General features: G+C 65.5%; 20 protein-coding genes and 1 tRNA gene. 13 read left to right on the top strand and 8 right to left on the bottom strand.

What is annotated here, in order from left to right; translation table 11 throughout:
• Complete coding sequence (gene gloA2 / locus HY57_RS12055; RefSeq protein WP_019466741.1) at nucleotides 1-396, top strand: SMU1112c/YaeR family gloxylase I-like metalloprotein; 396 nt, start codon at nucleotides 1-3, stop codon at nucleotides 394-396.
• 76 nt (nucleotides 397-472) lie between these two features.
• On the opposite strand, the gene aqpZ is transcribed toward gloA2, so the two are convergent.
• On the bottom strand, nucleotides 473-1,177 hold the full coding sequence (aqpZ, locus tag HY57_RS12060; RefSeq protein WP_019466740.1) for an aquaporin Z: 705 nt from the start codon (nucleotides 1,175-1,177) through the stop codon (nucleotides 473-475).
• 240 nt (nucleotides 1,178-1,417) lie between these two features.
• On the opposite strand from aqpZ, the gene HY57_RS12065 reads away from it, so the two are divergent.
• Complete coding sequence (locus HY57_RS12065) at nucleotides 1,418-2,740, top strand: MFS transporter (protein WP_019466739.1); 1,323 nt, start codon at nucleotides 1,418-1,420, stop codon at nucleotides 2,738-2,740.
• Nucleotides 2,741-2,767: 27 nt separating this feature from the next.
• Here HY57_RS12065 and hflD read toward each other — a convergent pair whose 3' ends face one another.
• Genes hflD through HY57_RS12080 form a run of 3 tightly spaced genes read right to left on the bottom strand, consistent with a single transcriptional unit; the run spans nucleotide 2,768 to nucleotide 5,029 of the window.
• Nucleotides 2,768-3,391, bottom strand: coding sequence for a high frequency lysogenization protein HflD (gene hflD / locus HY57_RS12070; RefSeq protein ID WP_019466738.1), 624 nt, complete (start codon nucleotides 3,389-3,391; stop codon nucleotides 2,768-2,770).
• A 10-nt stretch (nucleotides 3,392-3,401) separates the two neighbouring features.
• A complete protein-coding gene (gene mnmA, locus HY57_RS12075; RefSeq protein ID WP_019466737.1) occupies nucleotides 3,402-4,541 on the bottom strand; it encodes a tRNA 2-thiouridine(34) synthase MnmA in 1,140 nt (379 codons plus the stop codon).
• Nucleotides 4,538-5,029: an NUDIX hydrolase gene (locus HY57_RS12080; RefSeq protein WP_019466736.1), complete on the bottom strand. Its 492-nt coding sequence runs from the start codon at nucleotides 5,027-5,029 to the stop codon at nucleotides 4,538-4,540. The genes mnmA and HY57_RS12080 overlap by 4 nt, the downstream gene beginning before the upstream one ends.
• A 132-nt stretch (nucleotides 5,030-5,161) precedes the next feature.
• On the opposite strand from HY57_RS12080, the gene clpS reads away from it, so the two are divergent.
• Together clpS and clpA are read left to right on the top strand one after the other, a co-directional pair.
• Nucleotides 5,162-5,488, top strand: coding sequence for an ATP-dependent Clp protease adapter ClpS (gene clpS / locus HY57_RS12085; protein WP_019466735.1), 327 nt, complete (start codon nucleotides 5,162-5,164; stop codon nucleotides 5,486-5,488).
• Between the two features lie 121 nt (nucleotides 5,489-5,609).
• Nucleotides 5,610-7,877: an ATP-dependent Clp protease ATP-binding subunit ClpA gene (gene clpA / locus HY57_RS12090; RefSeq protein ID WP_019466734.1), complete on the top strand. Its 2,268-nt coding sequence runs from the start codon at nucleotides 5,610-5,612 to the stop codon at nucleotides 7,875-7,877.
• A 288-nt stretch (nucleotides 7,878-8,165) separates the two neighbouring features.
• Here clpA and infA read toward each other — a convergent pair whose 3' ends face one another.
• Together infA and HY57_RS12100 are read right to left on the bottom strand one after the other, a co-directional pair.
• Nucleotides 8,166-8,384, bottom strand: a complete 219-nt coding sequence (gene infA, locus HY57_RS12095; protein WP_019466733.1) for a translation initiation factor IF-1 — start codon at nucleotides 8,382-8,384, stop codon at nucleotides 8,166-8,168.
• A 304-nt stretch (nucleotides 8,385-8,688) separates the two neighbouring features.
• Complete coding sequence (locus HY57_RS12100; protein ID WP_019466732.1) at nucleotides 8,689-8,967, bottom strand: polyhydroxyalkanoic acid system family protein; 279 nt, start codon at nucleotides 8,965-8,967, stop codon at nucleotides 8,689-8,691.
• A gap of 151 nt (nucleotides 8,968-9,118) precedes the next feature.
• Here HY57_RS12100 and HY57_RS12105 point away from each other — a divergent pair, with 151 nt between their 5' ends.
• The 5 genes from HY57_RS12105 to kdsB all read left to right on the top strand — a co-directional run bounded on the left by HY57_RS12105 (nucleotide 9,119) and on the right by kdsB (nucleotide 14,516).
• Nucleotides 9,119-9,886 (top strand): FHA domain-containing protein, encoded by a 768-nt coding sequence (locus HY57_RS12105; protein ID WP_019466731.1) that lies wholly within the window; start codon nucleotides 9,119-9,121, stop codon nucleotides 9,884-9,886.
• Between the two features lie 98 nt (nucleotides 9,887-9,984).
• A complete protein-coding gene (gene serC / locus HY57_RS12110; RefSeq protein ID WP_019466730.1) occupies nucleotides 9,985-11,070 on the top strand; it encodes a 3-phosphoserine/phosphohydroxythreonine transaminase in 1,086 nt (361 codons plus the stop codon).
• A 78-nt stretch (nucleotides 11,071-11,148) separates the two neighbouring features.
• Nucleotides 11,149-12,237 carry a prephenate dehydratase gene (pheA, locus tag HY57_RS12115; RefSeq protein WP_026034176.1) on the top strand — a complete coding sequence of 363 codons (1,089 nt, stop codon included), beginning with the start codon at nucleotides 11,149-11,151 and terminating at the stop codon, nucleotides 12,235-12,237.
• 43 nt (nucleotides 12,238-12,280) lie between these two features.
• Complete coding sequence (gene aroA / locus HY57_RS12120; protein WP_019466728.1) at nucleotides 12,281-13,585, top strand: 3-phosphoshikimate 1-carboxyvinyltransferase; 1,305 nt, start codon at nucleotides 12,281-12,283, stop codon at nucleotides 13,583-13,585.
• Between the two features lie 157 nt (nucleotides 13,586-13,742).
• Complete coding sequence (gene kdsB, locus HY57_RS12125; protein WP_019466727.1) at nucleotides 13,743-14,516, top strand: 3-deoxy-manno-octulosonate cytidylyltransferase; 774 nt, start codon at nucleotides 13,743-13,745, stop codon at nucleotides 14,514-14,516.
• 4 nt (nucleotides 14,517-14,520) lie between these two features.
• Here kdsB and HY57_RS21955 read toward each other — a convergent pair whose 3' ends face one another.
• Nucleotides 14,521-14,679 (bottom strand): hypothetical protein, encoded by a 159-nt coding sequence (locus HY57_RS21955; protein ID WP_019466726.1) that lies wholly within the window; start codon nucleotides 14,677-14,679, stop codon nucleotides 14,521-14,523.
• Nucleotides 14,680-14,735: 56 nt separating this feature from the next.
• Nucleotides 14,736-15,152 (bottom strand): energy transducer TonB, encoded by a 417-nt coding sequence (locus tag HY57_RS12130; RefSeq protein WP_019466725.1) that lies wholly within the window; start codon nucleotides 15,150-15,152, stop codon nucleotides 14,736-14,738.
• A gap of 183 nt (nucleotides 15,153-15,335) precedes the next feature.
• Between HY57_RS12130 and HY57_RS12135 the strand changes: the two genes are divergently transcribed.
• From HY57_RS12135 to HY57_RS12150, 4 genes are all read left to right on the top strand, one after another.
• Entirely contained in the window at nucleotides 15,336-15,809 is a 474-nt protein-coding gene (locus tag HY57_RS12135) for a low molecular weight protein-tyrosine-phosphatase (protein WP_019466724.1), read from the top strand.
• Nucleotides 15,810-15,826: 17 nt separating this feature from the next.
• Entirely contained in the window at nucleotides 15,827-17,656 is a 1,830-nt protein-coding gene (gene uvrC / locus HY57_RS12140; RefSeq protein ID WP_019466723.1) for an excinuclease ABC subunit UvrC, read from the top strand.
• Between the two features lie 129 nt (nucleotides 17,657-17,785).
• Nucleotides 17,786-18,394: a CDP-diacylglycerol--glycerol-3-phosphate 3-phosphatidyltransferase gene (pgsA, locus tag HY57_RS12145; RefSeq protein ID WP_019466722.1), complete on the top strand. Its 609-nt coding sequence runs from the start codon at nucleotides 17,786-17,788 to the stop codon at nucleotides 18,392-18,394.
• Between the two features lie 60 nt (nucleotides 18,395-18,454).
• Nucleotides 18,455-18,530, top strand: a tRNA-Gly gene (locus tag HY57_RS12150).
• The last annotated feature ends 3 nt before the right edge of the window (nucleotides 18,531-18,533 follow it).

An 18,533-nucleotide genomic window follows, 5' to 3' on the forward strand; every position in this document is an offset into this window, starting at 1 on the left:
ATGGCTTCGACCTTGTTGCCGGCGATCCATCACGTGGCGCTGATCTGTTCGGATTACGCGCGCTCGAAGGCCTTTTACAGCGAGACGCTGGGCTTTCGCATCATCCGCGAGGTCTATCGGGCGGAGCGCGATTCGTGGAAGCTTGACCTGGAAGTCTCCCCCGGCGTCAGCCTCGAGCTCTTTTCGTTCCCCTCGCCGCCGCCGCGACCCTCGCGGCCCGAGGCGCAGGGTCTTCGTCATCTGGCGTTTTCGGTGCCCGATGTCGATGCGGTCATCGCTACGCTGCTCGAGCGTGGCGTAACCTGCGAACCTGTCCGCGTGGACGAATTCACCGATCGGCGCTTCACCTTCTTCGCCGATCCGGACGGCCTGCCGATCGAGTTGTACGAGGCCTGATTCTTCGCCAACGCCCATAAAAAAACCGGCGGCCCTTGCGAGCCGCCGGTTTTTGCCTTGGCGATGAGCGATACGCTCAGCTTTCGCGCGAGTCCAGCAGGTGGCGATAGATGAGGCCACCGACGACGCCACCGATCAGCGGAACGACCCAGAACATCCACAGCTGGCCCATGGCCCAGCTGCCCTGGAATACGGCCACGGCCGTGCTTCGTGCCGGATTCACCGAGGTATTGGTGATCGGAATACCGACCAGGTGGATGAGCGTAAGGGTGAGGCCGATGGCCAGCGGTGCAAAGCCGGTCGGCGCGAGCTTGTGCGTGGTGCCGTTGATGACGATGAGAAAGAACGCCGTCAACACGAACTCGGCCATCATGCAGGCCATCAGCGAGTAGTGGCCCGGTGAATGCTCGCCATAGCCGTTGGACGCAAAGCCGCCAGCGACGGGATCGAACTCGGGCCGGCCGCTGGCGATCATGTAGATCACGGCGCCCGCAGCGACGCCGCCGATCACCTGGGCGATCCAGTAGGGCACCACATCCTTGGCGGGAAACCGCCCGCTGGCCCACATGCCGGCGGTCACGGCCGGATTGAAGTGGGCACCGGAAATATGACCCACGGCGTAGGCCATGGTCACCACGGTGAGGCCGAAGGCCAGGGCAACACCGGCAAAGCCGATGCCCAGCTCAGGAAACGTTGCGGCAAAAACGGCGCTGCCGCAACCGCCGAACACCAACCAGAACGTACCGAAGAACTCTGCTCCCAAACGCTTGCCCATGCTCATACGGACTCTCCTTGCCAGAATTTTTCAGGGGTTGGCCTGGGCGGCGTCCCTGCGTGATTTCCACAACGATCCCGAATTGAAACAGGCGCTTAATGCTTGGCCCAGGTGCCCATAGGCTAGCAAAACGTTCTGCCGAATCGTGCGGGCGGGGCATGCTAACGACAAGGAATGAAGCATTGAATAGGAATTGTCTGGCTATATGCTGCTCCGGCGCTCTTGTCCGCAACCGTAGGATTACTGATGACGCAAGCCATTCCGACCACGCCCGCTCTCGCTTCCCCGGAGCGCCGCCTGGGCGCCCGTGACATCCAGACGCTGTTGCTGGCCTCGCTGGGTGGCGCGCTGGAGTTCTACGATTTCGTGGTTTTCATATTTTTCGCGTTGCCGCTGAGCCACCTGTTCTTTCCGCAGGACACGGCCCCGTGGCTGGCGCAACTGCAGGTCTACGGCATCTTCGCGGCCGGTTACCTGGCCCGTCCGCTGGGCGGCATCGTGATGGCGCATTTCGGCGACCGGCAGGGTCGCAAACGCATGTTTACCCTCAGCGTGTTCCTGATGGCCCTGCCCACCCTGGCCATCGGCCTGTTGCCGGTCTATGACAACGTCGGGCTGCTGGCGCCATGGTTGCTGTTGATCCTGCGCGTGGTGCAGGGCGTGGCCATTGGCGGCGAAGTGCCGGGCGCCTGGGTCTTCGTGGCTGAGCACGCGCCCCGCGGTCGGGTCGGTTTTGCCTGTGCCTGCCTGACCTCGGGTCTCACGGCCGGCATCCTGATCGGTTCGCTCACGGCGGCGTGGATCAATCACCATCTGGCGCCGGCCCAGGTGCTGGCCTGGGGTTGGCGCGTGCCGTTCCTGCTGGGGGGCGTGTTCGGCTTCATCGCCGTGTGGTTGCGCCGCTGGCTGAGCGAAACGCCAGTCTTTGCGCAACTGCGCGAGCGCAAGGCACTCAGCCGTGAATTGCCGTTGCGCAACGTGCTGGCGGGCCATGGCGGTGGCGTCGCGTTGTCGATGGCGGTGACGTGGATGCTTACCGCAGCCATCCTCGTGCTGATCCTGATGCTGCCGAATCTGGTGCAGAAATCGTTCGGCATCGCCCCTGACACGGCTTTCCTGGGCAACAGCATCGCGGCTTTCGGCCTGGGCGTGGGATGTATCGCCTTCGGCTGGCTGGTGGACCGCATCGGCGCGGCCTGGGCGTTGCTGCTGGGTTCCGTTGCCCTGGTGATGGTGACCTACGCGCTGTTTGGCGACCTGGCCGCCGGTGGTGCGCATTTCCTGCCGCTGTATGCGCTCACGGGCTTCCTGGTGGGCACGGTGGCGGTGGTGCCGACGATCATGGTGGCGGCGTTTCCGGCGCCTATCCGTTATTCGGGCATTTCCTTCGCCTACAACGTGGCCTATGCGGTGTTCGGCGCCAGCACGGCCACGTTGATTGGTTATCTTGCCGAGCGCGCCGGTCGCATGGCTCCCGCGCATTACGTCGCCATCACGGCCGTGGTCAGCGTGGTGGCGTCGCTGTGGCTGCTGGCGAAACGAAAAGGCGCAGGCGAACTGGCGGACTGAGTCGACGCTGGTGTCGTCTGGCGGAAATCAGGTGTTGTTGATCGTCGAACCCGTCAGCAACCCGCGCGCCAGCATGCTGCACTGCCGGCGATAGAGCAGCAGTTGCCACTGGCGCCCGCCCAGCTGGCGCCACAGCACGGCCGAGCGCACGGCGGCGAGCAGGTTGGTGCGTACCTTCTCCACCACGGCCGGTTGCTGGAGCTGCTGGGGGCTGCCCGTGACCATCACGCGCGGTTTCAGCGTGGAAAGTGTGGTGGCGTAAAGCTCGGCGAGGCGCTTGACCACCTGCGGTGAATCCGCGCCGAAGTGCTCCACCTGGCGTTGTGCGGCGACGACGCCTTGCTGCAGGCGATCCAGCAGGTCGCCGCGGCGGGAGAGGCTGCGCTCCAGCCGCATCACGGTGAAAGCCATGCGAGTCACCGCCACGTCGCGGTTGCTCTCGTCCAGCAGGGTGATCAGTTGGCGCAGGCCCAGCCGTACCGCCGAGACGTCGCCATAGACCCCCACCACCGACGGCGCGTCGATGCGGAATACGCTGGCCATGCTCGCGGCCATGGCGATGTCGTCGCAGCGGCCGTCATTGGCCAGTTGCTGGGCGAGCGTGGTGGCCTGGAACAGACCCGCCAGGGCCAGCACGCGCTCTTCGTTCATCGCGAAAGCTTCAAACACCGGATAAGGACTCGCTTGGGGCGGGGAGGGCAGCGGCATCATTCCAGCCGCCGAAGGGGGCGTCGGTGCGGTCGATCACGGCGCCGCCCAGACAGGCTTCGCCATCATAGAAAACTACCGACTGGCCAGGGGTGACCGCCCGCTGGGGTTCGTCGAACACGACCTCGAGGCCGTCATCCAACACCAACACCTCGCAGGCCTGGTCGGCCTGACGGTAGCGGGTCTTGGCGGTGCAGCGGAAACGCCGGGCCGGCGGCTCGCCAGCCACCCAGCTGGGCGGTTCGGCGTGCAGGCGGCGCGAGTACAGCCAGTGGTTCTCGCCGCCCTGGGCCACATAGAGCACGTTGCCGGGAACATCCTTGCCAACCACGTACCACGCCTCGCCGCTGGCGCCATGGCGTCCGCCGATGCCCAGGCCGTTGCGCTGTCCGAGGGTGTAATACATCACGCCCTGGTGTTCGCCCACAGTCATTCCCTCGGGCGTGCGCATGGGGCCCGGCTGGGCCGGGATGTACTGGGCCAGAAAGCTGCGGAAATCGCGCTCGCCGATGAAGCAGATGCCGGTGGAGTCCTTCTTGGCGTGCGTGGGCAGGGCCGCGTCCTGGGCCATCCGGCGCACCAGCGACTTCTCGATCTCGCCGACCGGGAACAGCGTGGCGGCCAACTGCTGCTGCCCCAGCGCGTGCAGGAAATAGGTCTGGTCCTTGGATGCGTCCACCGCCCGCAACAGGCGGTACCTGCCCTGGTGGAAATCCACGCGGGCATAGTGGCCGGTGGCGATCTTGTCGGCGCCCAGCGCCTGCGCTTCGTCCAGGAAGGTCTTGAACTTGATCTCGCGGTTGCACAGCACGTCCGGGTTCGGCGTGCGCCCCGCGCGGTATTCGGCGAGGAAGTGCTCGAACACGCCGTCCCAGTACTCGGCGGCGAAATTGCGGGCGTGGAACGGAATGCCCAGCCGCCCGCAGACGGCCACGGCATCCTTGCGGTCCACGTCGGCCGTGCAGGGGCCGTCGCGGTCGTCCTCTTCCCAGTTCTGCATGAACAGGCCTTCCACTTCGTATCCGGCCTGTTGCAGCAGCAGGGCGGCCACGGACGAGTCCACGCCACCGGAGATGCCCAGCATCACTTTCACGGGTAGCTGTCCTCCACGAGCAGGCTGTGGAGCAGGTCCAGCGAGTGGCGCTGGCCGGCCAGCCACGCATCGATGCTCAGGAGCACCAGGGGGCTGCGCAATTTGTCACCTAGTGCCGCGATTTCGTCGCGGGTGAGCCAAAGGGCCCGGCGGATGCCGTCATCAAGCCGACGCGTGGCGTCATGGCTGACCGCCCGGGCCGCGAAGCTGAAACGCACCACGCCGTCGCCGTGCTCGGTGCTGCGCCACTGGTGGATGCCGATGAGGTGCTCCAGGGACACCGTCCAGCCGGTTTCTTCCAGTGTTTCGCGCACGGCGGCGGTGGCGAGGCTCTCCCTGTCGTCCAGGTGGCCCGCCGGCTGGTTATAGGCCAGGCGGCCGTTCACCTCCTCTTCGACCATGAGGAAGCGGTCACCGTCGGCGACCACGCAGGCCACCGTGACGTGCGGGCACCAGACTTGCAGGGGAATGGGTGTGGGATCGGCCATGGGGGACATATGGCGACGGCGGCGGGGCTAGAAAAGCGCCCATTGTGCCACTACCTGAAAGCGATCTGCCTTTGACGGGGCACCCCGGGTGCCGGGCGGTATACTTTCCCCAAGGAAATCTCACGTAGAACCATGGCTCACGAACCCGAACACGAACAAGGCAGCGGTCACGGCCTGGCGTTGGAAACCTCCCGTCCGGAGGTGGCCCGCCCGCCGCTCTTCCAAGTGGTGCTGTTGAATGACGATTTCACGCCGATGGATTTCGTGGTGGAGGTGTTGAGGAGTTTCTTCAACCTTGACCAGGAGCGGGCGGTGCAGGTGATGCTGCACGTCCATACGCGCGGGAAGGGAGTCTGCGGGGTGTTCACCCGGGAAGTCGCTGAAACCAAGGTGACCCAGGTGAACGAATATTCACGTGCTCATCAACACCCGTTGTTGTGCACTATGGAAAAGCTCTGAGAGCGGGTTGAAAGCTTTGATTCCCGCCACTCATGGCATGGATATTGAAGAGGCTACGAGTACCCCCCATCTCGTAACCATCGCGGCAATGCCGCCCTGCCACAAAGCGGAGTAGGTCCGGATGTTCAGCAAGGATCTCGAAGTCACCATCGGCCAGTGCTACAAGCAGGCCCGCGAGCAGCGTCATGAGTTCATGACGGTGGAACACCTGCTGCTCGCACTTACCGAAAACCAGTCGGCCCTGGGCGCGCTGCGCGCCTGCGGCGTCGACCTGCCGCGCCTCACGCGCGAGCTGGAAAAGATCATTGCCGAAACCGTACCGGTACTGCCGCACGGGGACGAGCGCGATACCCAGCCGACGCTGGGCTTCCAGCGCGTGTTGCAGCGCGCGGTGTACCACGTGCAGTCGTCGGGCCGTAAGGAAGTCACCGGCGCCAACGTGCTGGTGGCCATCTTTGGCGAGAAGGATTCGCACGCCGTGTATTTCCTGCATCAGCAGGAGATCACCCGCCTGGACGTGGTCAACTACATTTCGCACGGCATCGCCAAGATCGGCGACGAGCCCTCGCAGAGCATGCCCGGTTCCGAGCGTGAGCCGGAGGACGGCGATCCCAAGGGCAACCCGCTCAGCGAGTACGCGAGCAACCTCAACGAGCTGGCGCTGGAAGGCAAGATCGATCCGCTGATCGGCCGCCAGGACGAGATCGAGCGCACCATCCAGGTGCTGTGCCGCCGCCGCAAGAACAACCCGCTCTACGTGGGCGAGGCCGGCGTGGGCAAGACGGCACTGGCCGAAGGTCTGGCCAAGCGCATCGTCGATGGCGACGTGCCGGAGGTGCTGGAGAACGCCACCATCTGGTCGCTGGATCTTGGCGCGCTGGTCGCGGGCACCAAGTATCGCGGCGATTTCGAGAAGCGTCTGAAGGCGGTCATCGGCCAGCTCAAGAAGCAGCCGGGTGCGATCCTGTTCATCGACGAGATCCACACCATCATTGGCGCGGGTTCCGCCTCCGGCGGCACCATGGATGCGAGCAACCTGATCAAGCCGATGCTGGCGTCGGGCGAGCTGCGCTGCATCGGTTCCACCACCTTCCAGGAATTCCGCGGCATCTTCGAGAAGGACCGGGCGCTGGCCCGTCGCTTCCAGAAGATCGACGTGGTCGAGCCCACCGTGGCCGACAGCTTCGAGATCCTCAAGGGCCTGCGTTCGCGCTTCGAAGAGCACCACAACGTCACCTACACCAGCGAAGCCCTGAAGGCTGCGGTGGACCTGTCGGTGAAGCACATTCCCGACCGCCTGCTGCCCGACAAGGCCATCGACGTGATCGACGAGGCCGGTGCCCGCCAGCGCCTGCTGCCGGTCGACCAGCGCACCGGTAAGATCGACGTGCCGGAGGTCGAATACATCGTCGCCAAGATGGCGCGCATCCCGGCCAAGCAGGTGTCGGCGTCGGATCGCGACGTGCTGAAGAACCTCGAGCGCAACCTCAAAATGGTGGTGTTCGGCCAGGACCAGGCTATCGAGGCTTTGGCCGCGTCGATCAAGATGGCGCGCTCGGGTCTGGCCGACCCGTCCAAGCCGATCGGCTGCTTCCTGCTCGCCGGCCCCACCGGCGTGGGCAAGACGGAAGTGACCAAGCAGCTCGCCATGCAGCTCGGCATCGAGATGATCCGCTTCGATATGTCCGAGTACATGGAAGCGCATTCGGTGTCGCGCCTGGTCGGTGCGCCCCCGGGCTATGTGGGCTTCGACCAGGGTGGTCTGTTGACCGAGGCGGTCACCAAGCACCCACATGCCGTGTTGCTGCTCGATGAAATCGAGAAGGCGCACCCGGATGTCTACAACATCCTGCTGCAGGTGATGGATCGCGGCGTGCTCACCGACACCAACGGCCGCGAAGCCAACTTCAAGAACGTGATCGTGGTGATGACCACCAATGCGGGTGCGCAGCAGGCCTCGCGTCGCGGCATCGGCTTCGTGAAGCAGAACCATACGATGGACGCGATGGAGGTGATCCGCCGCATGTTCACGCCGGAGTTCCGCAACCGCCTGGATGCCATCATTCAGTTCAACGCGCTGGACTTCGACCACATCCTGCGCGTGGTCGACAAGTTCCTGATCGAACTGGAAGCCCAGCTCACCGAGAAGCACGTGAGCCTGGATGTCGATGCGGATGCCCGCCGCTGGCTGGCCGAGCACGGCTTCGACCCGCAGATGGGCGCGCGCCCGATGGCCCGCGTCATCCAGGAGAAGGTCAAGCGTCCGCTCGCCGACGAGCTGCTGTTCGGCAAGCTCGCCGATGGTGGCAAGGTGCGCCTGAGCGTGAACGAGGGCGAGCTGGTGGTCACCACCGAGGCGGCGGAGGCCTTGCCGGCCACGGTGAACTGAGCCCGGCAGGACCCATCGCTGAAATGACACGACAAGGGCGCCGCAAGGCGCCCTTGTTGCATGAAGCGAGCATCAACGGCTCGTCGGCGTGAGGTTGCACCCGGAAACGGCGAAACCCGCAGCCTGGCGCGGCTGGTCGGGCGCCTCGAAGGGCACATGGCCACAAAAAAAGGCCGCACAGAGCACGGCCTTCTTGGGGTCTGCACTTGATCAGGGCGAACCGGATGGAGCCTTCAGTGCCAGGCTGGCCCGACGCACCCGCGGTGCGGTCGTGCAGCAGACATGGAATTACTTCATGCGGTAGGTAATGCGACCCTTGGTCAGGTCGTAGGGGGTCATCTCCACCTTCACCTTGTCGCCGGTGAGGATGCGGATGTAATGCTTGCGCATGCGGCCGGAAATGTGGGCCGTGATGACGTGGCCGTTTTCCAGCTGTACGCGGAACATGGTGTTGGGCAGGGTCTCCTGGACCGTGCCTTCCATTTCGATGACGTCGTCTTTGGCCATGCGTTCCGGTGAGGGCAGGGGCAGCCGTCATGGCTGCGTAAGCCGTCGATTATGCCACGGAAGTTCGCCAGATGCTCTTTTCGATTCAGGTCGGGCGCGGCGGGCCTGGTTCGTCCGCAAGCCGGGGTGCTCCGGCGAAGGCGAGCCGACGGCGTATTGAGGGCGGCTCTCGCCATGGTGCCGGGCCGGCATGGCGGCCCCAACACCTTGATATCAAAGCAGGCCCGCGCCCTTCGGACCGATCGCGGCCATGAACATCTTGCCGCTGCACGGATGGGGACGGGGCGCCGCCCGGGTCATCGGATCATCCGCCAAAATGCTCATCGAGCTTGCGGCGTATCTCCTGTTCGACCATGCCCTTCAGCGGCGCCAGCATCATGCCCAGTTCGGCGGTCACGTGGATGGCATCACTGGCCACGGCGATGCTGCCGTTTACGCCCGGTCGCGCGAAGCGCAGCGTGTCGCCTTGCCACTGGCCTTCCATGCCGAACTTCTCCTGCATGCGCGCGGCAACCTTGTCGACCACCGCGCGGGCCTCGGCCACGGAGAGCTGGTGCGGGCGGCGGATGTCGATCTTGGGCATGGACGAATTCCTGTGCGGGGCAAAAGACGCATGGTATGCCAGACCGGCACGGATAGGCTGACTGTTGTATATCGCGTGATTCACCGGAAAACAGGCGCTGAAACACATGGGCATCTGCTAGAGTCCCGGCCGTCCATCGACTGGTTCACTGATGCGCATCGAGTTTCCCAATTCGCCCCGCGAGGATTTCCACTGGGACAGCCCTGCCTTGCGCATCGGCAGTGCGCCGGACAACGACCTGATCCTGGCGGCGCACCAGGCGGGTGCGTACCACCTGCGCATTCAGCTCGATCGTCGCGGCTGGGTGCTGCAGGTACTGCCGCAGGGCAACCGCATCTACGTGAATGCACGCCCGGTGCGGGAGAAGGCGCTGCTGCGCGCTGGCGACATCCTCAGCGTGGGCGACTGCCGCATGCTGCTGCGCACTGACGAAGAACCCGCCCACAACCTGCCTGTCACCGTGCCTGCCGAAGGGCGTTGCACGGTGGCCCTGCGCGCCGTGGCGGGGCCGCTTTCCGGTCGCGTACTGTCGTTGCAGAACAAGCTGGAGCTGGGGCCGCACGGGCGTATTCCGCTGGAACTTCCCCAGGGCGAAACAGCGTCATTGGCCGTGTTCTGGCGCGACGGCCAGCTGATGCTGGAGGCGGGCCAGCAGTCCGGGCGCTATCCGTTGCGCGTGAATGGCGTGCCCGTGACACAGGCGGCCCTGCGGCCGGGTGACCAGATCGGCCTGGGCATGCACCGCTTCGTGGTCGATGCGCCGGGGCTGGAGCCCGAGCCGGAGATCGTGCATCCCGAGCCGGAGCATCCGCACCTGCCCGAAGAGGACGCCGGCCCCCGTGGAGAGGTGTGGTGGCTGATCGCCACTGCCGCTGTGCTGGCGCTGGGTATCGCCGTGGCCCTGCTGGTGCGCTTCTAAGGGGCTTTTCGCGCGCCGCGCCAATGCCGGCCTGCTGTTGACGCCGCGTTGTTGCGTCGCGGCATAATGCGACGACTATCTTTCCTAGGGCGTCGTCAGTGAGCAGACTGTGGAATTTCAGCGCCGGCCCGGCCGCGCTGCCGCAACCCGTACTCGAACGCGCGCAGCGCGAACTGCTGGACTGGCAGGGTTGCGGGGCCTCCGTGATGGAGCTGTCCCATCGCGGCAAGCTCTTTACCGGGCTCGCCCGGCAGGCCGAGGCGGATCTGCGCGAGCTGCTCGCGATTCCCGAGCACTACGCCGTGCTGTTCCTGCAGGGCGGCGCCACGCAGCATTTCGCCCAGATTCCCATGAACCTCGCGGCCGAGGGCGCCAGCGCCGACTACGTCGTCACCGGCCACTGGGGCGAGAAGGCAGCGAGCGAGGCAGCGCCCTACGTCAAGGTGAACCTCGCGGCGAGCAGCAAGGGCGAGAGCTATCGGCGCGTGCCGCCGCGCGAGACGTGGCAGCTCGATGAGCGCGCCGCGTACGTGCACTACACGCCGAACGAAACCATCCATGGCGTGGAGTTTCATGACATCCCCGACGTCGGCGACGTGCCGCTGGTGGCGGACATGTCGTCGGACATTCTCTCCGGCCCGATCGACGTGTCGAAATTCGGCCTGATCTATGCGGGCGCGCAGAAGAACATCGGCCCCTCGGGCCTGGTGATCCTGATCATCCGCCGCGACCTGCTGGAACGCGCCTCGCGTCCGATGGCGCGCATTTTCCGTTATGCGGACCACGCCGCGAACGACTCGATGCTCAACACGCCCAACACCTGGGGCTGGTACCTGGCGGGGCTGACGTTCGAGTGGCTCAAGGAACAGGGCGGGCTGGCGGCGATGCGCGAGCGCAATGCAGCGAAGGCGACGTTACTGTACGGCGCGATCGACGGCTCCGGCGGCTTCTACCGCAACCCGATTGAACTCGCCTCGCGTTCGCGCATGAATGTGCCCTTCACGTTGCATGACAGCGCGCTGGATGCGGATTTCCTCAAGGAATCCGAGGCCGCCGGCCTGCTCGCGCTGAAGGGGCACAAGGCGCTGGGCGGCATGCGCGCCTCGATCTACAACGCCGTGCCGCTCGAGGCGGTGCAGGCGCTGGTGGCCTTCATGCAGGATTTTGCCAAACGTCACGGATGAAACCGTTGCACGGTGATGGGGCATCGGGGATAGTCCCCGGTTCCCCATTTGGACTTCTTTCCCTCCAAGCCGCTCGACATGACTGACAAAAAGTCCTCGCTTTCCGATGTACGCGAACGCATCGACAGTATCGACCAACAGATCCAGCAGCTGATTTCCGAGCGCGCCGGCTGGGCGCAGGAAGTGGCTCGCGTCAAGGGCGAGGGGCTTTCGGCGATCGACTATTACCGGCCGGAACGCGAGGCGCACGTGCTGCGCATGGTGGTCGACCGCAACAACGGCCCGCTCTCCGACGTGGAGATGGTGCGCTTGTTCCGCGAGATCATGTCCTCGTGCCTGGCGCAGGAAGATCCCCTCAAAGTCGGCTTCCTCGGTCCCGAGGGCACCTTCAGCGAACAGGCGGTGCGCAAGCACTTTGGCCATGCCGCCTATGGCCTGCCACTGGGCAGCATCGAGGAGGTGTTCCAGGAAGTGGCCGCCGGCCATGCCGATTTTGGCGTGGTGCCGGTGGAGAACTCCGGCCAGGGCATGATCCAGGTAACGCTGGACATGTTTCTCACTTCGGAAGCCACCATCTGCGGCGAAGTCGAGCTGCGCGTGCACCAGTGCCTGCACTCACTGGGCGGCAAGCTCGACGGGGTCAAGCGCGTCTATGCGCACGCCCAGTCGTTGCAGCAATGCAAGACGTGGTTGCGCATCAACCTGCCCGGCGTGGAATGCGTCGCGGTGAGCAGCAATGCCGAGGCGGCGCGCCTCGCCCGCCATGCGGACGATGCCGCGGCCATCGCGGGTGAAACTGCTGGCCGTGTGTACGGATTGAAGACGGTGGCCACCGGCATCGAGGACCGCGCGGACAACACCACGCGCTTCCTCGTGATCGGCCGCTCGCTGTTCCCGCCCTCGGGCAATGACCGTACTTCGCTGCTGATCACGGTAAACGACAAGCCGGGCGCGCTGTACCACGTGCTCAAGCCGTTCGCCGAGCATGGCATCAGCCTCAACCGCATCGAGTCACGCCCGGCGCATTCGGGCAAGTGGCAGTACGCCTTCTTCATCGATGTGTCCGGCCACATCAACGACGAGCGGATGCAGGCCGCAATGAAGGAGATGGGCGAAGCCGCCGCGCAGGTGCGCGTGCTTGGCTCGTACCCGGTCGCTCTGCCCTGATGCATGCAACGGCCGCTGCCTGGCGGCCCATGGAGAATCCTTTGTGACCCGACTCGACTGGACCAGTCAACACGCTCGCGTGCTCAAGGGCAGCGTGCGCGTGCCCGGTGACAAATCGGTATCGCACCGCGCGCTGATGCTGGGCGCCCTGGCTGATGGCACATCGCATATCCGCGGCTTCCTGGAGGGCGAGGACACGCGCGCCACCGCCGCCGTGCTGCAGCAGCTCGGCGTGCGCATCGATGCGCCGGCTGATGGCGAGCGCATCGTGCATGGTGTTGGCCTGCATGGCCTGCGCGGCACCACGGCGTTGCTCGATTGCGGCAACGCCGGCACCGGCATGCGTTTGCTGGCCGGTTTGCTGGCGGGGCAGACGTTCGACAGCACGCTGGTAGGCGATGAGTCCCTGTCCCGGCGCCCGATGCGCCGCGTGACCGATCCGCTTGCCCGCATGGGCGCCAGGATCGATACGCAGGATGGCCTGCCGCCGCTGCGCGTACGCGGCGGACAGTCTCTCCAGGGCATCAGCTATACGCTGCCCGTGGCGAGTGCGCAGGTGAAATCGGCGCTGTTGCTGGCAGGCCTGTACGCACACGGCGAGACGGAAGTGATCGAGCCGCATCCGACGCGCGACTACACCGAGCGCATGCTGGCGGCCTTTGGCTGGCCCATCGATTTCGCGCCGGGTCGTGCGCGACTGAGCGGCGGCCACACACTTCGCGCCACGGATGTGGATGTGCCGGCCGATTTTTCGTCTGCTGCCTTCTTCCTGGTCGCCGGCAGCATTGTGCCGGGGGCCGAGCTGCGCCTGCCGGCCGTAGGCCTGAATCCGCGCCGCACCGGCTTGCTGCAGGCGCTGCGCCTGATGGGCGCGGACATCCGCGTGGAGAACGAGCGCGAAAGCGGCGGCGAGCCGGTGGGCGACCTCGTGGTGCGACACGCGCCGTTGCATGGCATTGAGCTGCCGGAAGCGTTGGTGCCAGACATGATCGACGAGTTCCCGGTCTTCTTCGTCGCGGCGACGGCGGCCAGCGGCAAGACCGTGGTGCGTGGTGCCGCCGAGTTGCGCGTGAAGGAATCGGATCGCCTTGCCACCATGGCGGATGGCTTGCGCGCACTCGGCGCGTTCATTGACGAAGTGCCGGATGGCGCGACCATCACCGGCGGTGCGCTCCGTGGCGGCACGATCGAGAGCCACGGCGACCATCGCATCGCCATGAGTTTCGCCGTAGCAGGACTTATCGCTGACGGTCCGGTGCGGATCAACGACTGCAGCAACGTGGCGACATCATTCCCCGGCTTTCTTGAGCTCGCCAACGGGTGCGGGTTCGACCTAAGGAATACCTGAGCGACGCGGGCCTGTGGGAGCGCACCCTGTGCGCGACGGTGGCCCCGGCGCCGACGCAGGCGGCCGTCGCGCACAGGGTGCGCTCCCACAAGAGGCGTGTGCCACTCGCCGCACGGTGGCCTAACCGTTACGCTTGGCGCTTCCTGTCGAGGTTGCCATGCCCACCGCCACGCCTTCCTTTATCGTCGCCATTCCCGCCCGCTATGGCTCCACCCGGTTGCCAGCCAAGCCGCTGCGGGAGATTGCCGGCGTGCCTATGGTGGTGCGCGTGGCGCAGCGCGCACTGGAAGCGGGTGCCTCGCAAGTGGTTGTGGCCACGGACGACCAGCGCATCGTCGATGCGTTGCAGGGGCAGGGCGTGGACGTCTGCATGACGCGCGCCGACCACGCCTCGGGCAGCGATCGCCTGGCGGAGTGCGCGGAGCACTATGGCTGGGCAGATGACGCCATCGTGGTGAATCTGCAGGGTGACGAACCATTCGCACCCGCTGCCGGCATTCGCGAAGTGGCGCGTGCCTTGGCCGAAGACGACGCCCCCATGGCCACGCTGGCCACGCCCATCACGCAAGCGCATGAGCTGTTCGATCCCAACGTCGTCAAGCTGGTGCGTTCAATCACGGGGCGTGCGCTGTACTTCAGTCGTGCGCCGGCGCCCTGGGCGCGCGACGCTTTCGCACTGGATCGCGATGTGCTGCCGGCCGATGTTCCGTTCCTGCGCCACATCGGCATTTACGCCTACCGCGCAAGCTTCCTGAAGCGCTACACGACCCTGGATCGCACGCCACTGGAACAGGCCGAGTCGCTGGAGCAGTTGCGCGTGCTGGAGCACGGCTTCCCGATCGCGGCCCGCCTGACGCCCGAGCCGTTCCCGCCAGGTATCGACACCGAGGCCGATCTTGAACGCGCCGAGCGCTGGTTGGCCGGGCACTGACGGGTCAGCGGCGCCGGCGGATCATCATCACCAGCAGGCCGCCCAGCACGATACCCAGCACGAGTCCGATGCCGGCGCCCCACAGGGCGCCGTTGTTGCCGGCGACCGCCCGTCCGATCAGGAAGCCGAGCACGAACAGGATGGGGAGTGGCAGGCAACCCATGGGCGTTTTCCGGGCCTATCGCCGCCTTCGCCAGCACATGGCAGCGGCGCGCGGGGTCATTTGTTGAACGTGATCGGTACCTGCACATAGCCACCGGTCGCGACGCCGTTCTTGATGGCCGGCTTGTACGACCAGCTCTTCGCCGTGCGGATGGCTTCATCGTCCAGCTGCCGAGCGCCCGAAGACATCATCACATGGACAGATTGGATCTTGCCTTCGGCATCCACCTGCACCATCACGACGACGGTGCCCGAGCCGGCGGTATTTTTCATGGCCGCGGAATAGTGCGGTTGGGGCAAGGGCCGGTCTTCGTCGATGCTGGCTGGACGATCGGCCAGGGCAGTGTCGCCATGGCCCGCGGCGGATGAAGCCGGCGCGGGTGCCTGGGCGTCCTGCGCGACGGCGCCAACCGCGGCCTGGCTCAGGATCATGGCAGCCGCGCAGAGCGCGAGCGTGATCAGCTTGCTTTTCACTTTCTGTCTCCCCTGTCGACCGGCCAAGCATAGTCGGGGCCCTCATGACACAACAATCGTGCCGTCCGGCACGGTCGAAGGGCTTGATAGCGGCCTTCGGCGCAGCCATAACGCTGGTTTCCGCCAGTGCTGCCGATGCTGCACACCGTCGCGCCACAAGGTTTCAAAGGAACGTTTCCACCCATGAAAGCCAGCGACAAGCCATCCATCCTGTTCGTTTGCCTGGGCAACATTTGCCGCTCGCCGCTGGTGGAGGCGGTGGCGCGCGAGCGCAGCGCACAGGCTGGCCTTTCGTTGACGCTGGCTTCCTGCGGCACGGGGAACTGGCATGTGGGCAAGGGTGCCGATCCGCGCATGGTGCGCGCCGCCGCGGATGCGGGCTACGACTTGTCGCCGCACCGGGCGCGACAGGTGCGGGCATCCGATTTCGAGGATTTCGACTGGGTGCTGGCGATGGATCAGGACAACCTGGAAACGCTGCAGGGCCTGCGTCGTGGTCGTGGCGTGGAACCGGCCCTGTTCCTGCCCTGGGCGGGCGTGGCCGGGCCGGAGGAATTCCCGGATCCGTACTTTGGCGACAACGAAGGCTTTCGCCGTGCCGTGGCGCTGGCGGAGCAGGGCGTGGATGGCCTGATCGCGCGCCTGCGCGACCGGTGAACGGATAGAATTGCCTGATGCAGTCCACTCCGCCGCCGCAAGCCTTCGACGGCAAGGCTTTCGTCAAAACGCTCTCCACCTCGCCCGGCGTCTATCGTTATTTCGACGAGGACGGCGACCTGCTGTACGTGGGCAAGGCGGGCAACCTCAAGAAGCGCGTTGGCAGCTATTTCCTCAAGCCGCGCATGGAGCCGCGCATTGCGGCGATGGTGTCGCAGATCGCCCGTGCCGAGATCACGGTGACGCGCACCGAGGGCGAGGCGCTGCTGCTGGAATCGCAGCTGATCAAGTCGCTCAAACCGCGCTACAACATCCTGCTGCGCGACGACAAAAGCTACCCGTACATCTATCTGTCGGGTGGCGAGGATTATCCGCGGCTCGCGTTCCATCGTGGGGCGCGCAACATGCCGGGCCGGTATTTCGGCCCGTATCCCAGCACCTTCGCCGTGCGCGAAAGCCTCAACCTGATGCAGAAGCTGTTCAAGGTGCGCCAGTGCGAGGACAGCTATTTCAAGAACCGCTCGCGCCCCTGCCTGCAGCACCAGATCGGCCGCTGCACGGCGCCCTGTGTGCAGCTGATCACCATCGAGGATTACCGCAATGACGTGCGTCACGCGGAAATGTTCCTCGAGGGGCGCAGCAGTGCGGTCATCGACGAACTGGCCGGCCAAATGGAGCAGGCCAGCCAATCGCTGGCGTTCGAGCGCGCGGCTTCGTTGCGCGACCAGGTGGCCGCCTTGCGCAAACTGCAGGCGGAGCACCACGTGCAGGGCGCCAGCGCGGACATGGACGTGCTGGCCTGCCGTATCGAGGCGGGCATGGCCTGCGTGAGCGTGCTGTTCTTCCGCAACGGCATCAGCCTGGGTACGCGTGACTTCTTCCCGCGCCTGCCGCTGGATGCCGAGCCGGCCGACGTGCTGGAGCAGTTCGTCGCGCAGTATTACCTCGATCGCCCGGTGCCGCGTGAGCTGATCCTGGGTGAGACCTTGCCGAGCCAGCAGATCCTGGGCGAGCTGCTGGTGCAGCAGTCGGGCCATGCGGTGGAGCTGAAATCCAGCGTGCGCGGCGAGCGTGCCCGTTTCCTGCAAATGGCCGAGCGCAACGCGCAGGCATCGCTGACGGCCAGGCTGGCCAGCCGCCAGACGCTGGGTGCACGTTTCGACGACCTGCAGAAACTGCTGGAGCTGAGCGAGCCGCCGCGCCGTATCGAGTGTTTCGACATCAGCCATACCCAGGGCGAGCTGACGGTCGCCTCGTGCGTGGTATTTGGGCCCGAAGGTCCGGAAAAATCACATTACCGTCGCTTCAACATCACCGGCATTACCGGGGGCGACGACTACGCTGCCATGCACCAGGCGCTGGTCCGACGTTTCCGCAAGGTGGCCGAGGGCGACGGCGCAAAACCCGACATCTTGTTGATCGATGGCGGCAGCGGACAGGTGGCGCAGGCGCTGGACGTGCTGCGCGAGCTGGGCGTCACCGGCATCCAGGTGGTCGGCGTGGCCAAGGGGCCGGGCCGCCGGGCTGGCGAGGAAACACTGGTGCTGGCCGACTCCGGTCGCAACCTGCATCCGGGGCCGTCGTCACCTGCGCTGCACCTGGTGGCGGCGGTGCGTGACGAAGCGCACCGCTTTGCCATCACCGGCCATCGCAAGCGTCGCGAGAAAGCACGGGAGCGCAGCGTGCTGGAGGATGTTCCCGGCGTGGGCGCGCGTCGCCGCTCCGCGCTGCTCAAGGCCTTTGGCGGCCTCGCGGGCGTCGAAGCCGCCGGCGTGGAAGAGCTGACCCGTGTGAAAGGCATTGATCGCGGACTGGCGGAACGCATTTATGCTGCACTTCACGGCTGACCGGCCGGAATCGGACGGCCCACCGTCATTCCGCCGAAAGCCAAAATCCCGCATGATCGAACGCGGGGACCATGCAACTGTGATGATGGCGGGGTCACCCTGCCAACGGCTTCAACCCGGAAAGGATTTATGCACATCAACCTGCCCACCTGGCTGACCCTGTTCCGCGTGCTGCTGTTGCCGGTGATGGTGGTGGTGTTCTACTGGCAGTTCCCCGGGCACAACATCACCGCCGCCATCGTGTTCCTGCTCGCGGCCATCACGGATTGGCTGGACGGGTACCTGGCGCGCCGCATGAACCTCACCTCGGCGTTCGGGGCCTTCCTCGATCCGGTGGCCGACAAGCTCATGGTGGCGGTCACGCTGTTCCTGCTGGTGGAAACCCATCGCGGCGGCTGGCCGGGCATCCTGATGGCGGTCACCGCGGCGATCATCGTGGGGCGTGAGATCAGCGTCTCGGCCCTGCGTGAATGGATGGCGGAGATTGGCATGCGCTCGACGGTCCGGGTGGCCTTCATCGGCAAGCTGAAAACCACCATGCAGATGGTGGCCCTGGTGGTGTTGATCGTTCAGCATGAAAAAAGCGCCGAGGCCCTGCGCCTGTACCACATCGGCGAGGCGCTGCTGGTTATTGCCGGCATCCTCACCATCTGGTCCGGGCTCTATTATCTGCGCGCGGCGTGGCCCAGCCTGCAGGGCGACGGCGCCGGCCATCCGCTGCCCCGGGGCGAAGACTGAATTAATTTATGACGGATGCTTGACGGCCGCGTATTAGCCATTACAATGCGCGACTCCGATGCGGGAATAGCTCAGTTGGTAGAGCACGACCTTGCCAAGGTCGGGGTCGCGAGTTCGAGTCTCGTTTCCCGCTCCAGAT

The sequence above is a fragment of the Dyella japonica A8 genome (assembly GCF_000725385.1).
GTDB classification, from domain to species: domain Bacteria; phylum Pseudomonadota; class Gammaproteobacteria; order Xanthomonadales; family Rhodanobacteraceae; genus Dyella; species Dyella japonica_C.

What these genes read in the sequence shown, in the direction of transcription:
- HY57_RS12100 (WP_019466732.1), bottom strand. Translation starts at nt 8,967, where the DNA reads ATGCCCAAGATCGACATCCGCCGCCCGCACCAGCTCTCCGTGGCCGAG.
- HY57_RS21955 (WP_019466726.1), bottom strand. Translation starts at nt 14,679, where the DNA reads ATGGGTTGCCTGCCACTCCCCATCCTGTTCGTGCTCGGCTTCCTGATC.
- pgsA (WP_019466722.1), top strand. Translation starts at nt 17,786, where the DNA reads ATGCACATCAACCTGCCCACCTGGCTGACCCTGTTCCGCGTGCTGCTG.
- infA (WP_019466733.1), bottom strand. Translation starts at nt 8,384, where the DNA reads ATGGCCAAAGACGACGTCATCGAAATGGAAGGCACGGTCCAGGAGACC.
- gloA2 (WP_019466741.1), top strand. Translation starts at nt 1, where the DNA reads ATGGCTTCGACCTTGTTGCCGGCGATCCATCACGTGGCGCTGATCTGT.
- aqpZ (WP_019466740.1), bottom strand. Translation starts at nt 1,177, where the DNA reads ATGAGCATGGGCAAGCGTTTGGGAGCAGAGTTCTTCGGTACGTTCTGG.
- pheA (WP_026034176.1), top strand. Translation starts at nt 11,149, where the DNA reads ATGACTGACAAAAAGTCCTCGCTTTCCGATGTACGCGAACGCATCGAC.
- uvrC (WP_019466723.1), top strand. Translation starts at nt 15,827, where the DNA reads ATGCAGTCCACTCCGCCGCCGCAAGCCTTCGACGGCAAGGCTTTCGTC.
- clpA (WP_019466734.1), top strand. Translation starts at nt 5,610, where the DNA reads ATGTTCAGCAAGGATCTCGAAGTCACCATCGGCCAGTGCTACAAGCAG.
- HY57_RS12065 (WP_019466739.1), top strand. Translation starts at nt 1,418, where the DNA reads ATGACGCAAGCCATTCCGACCACGCCCGCTCTCGCTTCCCCGGAGCGC.
- HY57_RS12135 (WP_019466724.1), top strand. Translation starts at nt 15,336, where the DNA reads ATGAAAGCCAGCGACAAGCCATCCATCCTGTTCGTTTGCCTGGGCAAC.
- clpS (WP_019466735.1), top strand. Translation starts at nt 5,162, where the DNA reads ATGGCTCACGAACCCGAACACGAACAAGGCAGCGGTCACGGCCTGGCG.
- hflD (WP_019466738.1), bottom strand. Translation starts at nt 3,391, where the DNA reads ATGAACGAAGAGCGCGTGCTGGCCCTGGCGGGTCTGTTCCAGGCCACC.
- kdsB (WP_019466727.1), top strand. Translation starts at nt 13,743, where the DNA reads ATGCCCACCGCCACGCCTTCCTTTATCGTCGCCATTCCCGCCCGCTAT.
- HY57_RS12105 (WP_019466731.1), top strand. Translation starts at nt 9,119, where the DNA reads ATGCGCATCGAGTTTCCCAATTCGCCCCGCGAGGATTTCCACTGGGAC.
- HY57_RS12080 (WP_019466736.1), bottom strand. Translation starts at nt 5,029, where the DNA reads ATGGCCGATCCCACACCCATTCCCCTGCAAGTCTGGTGCCCGCACGTC.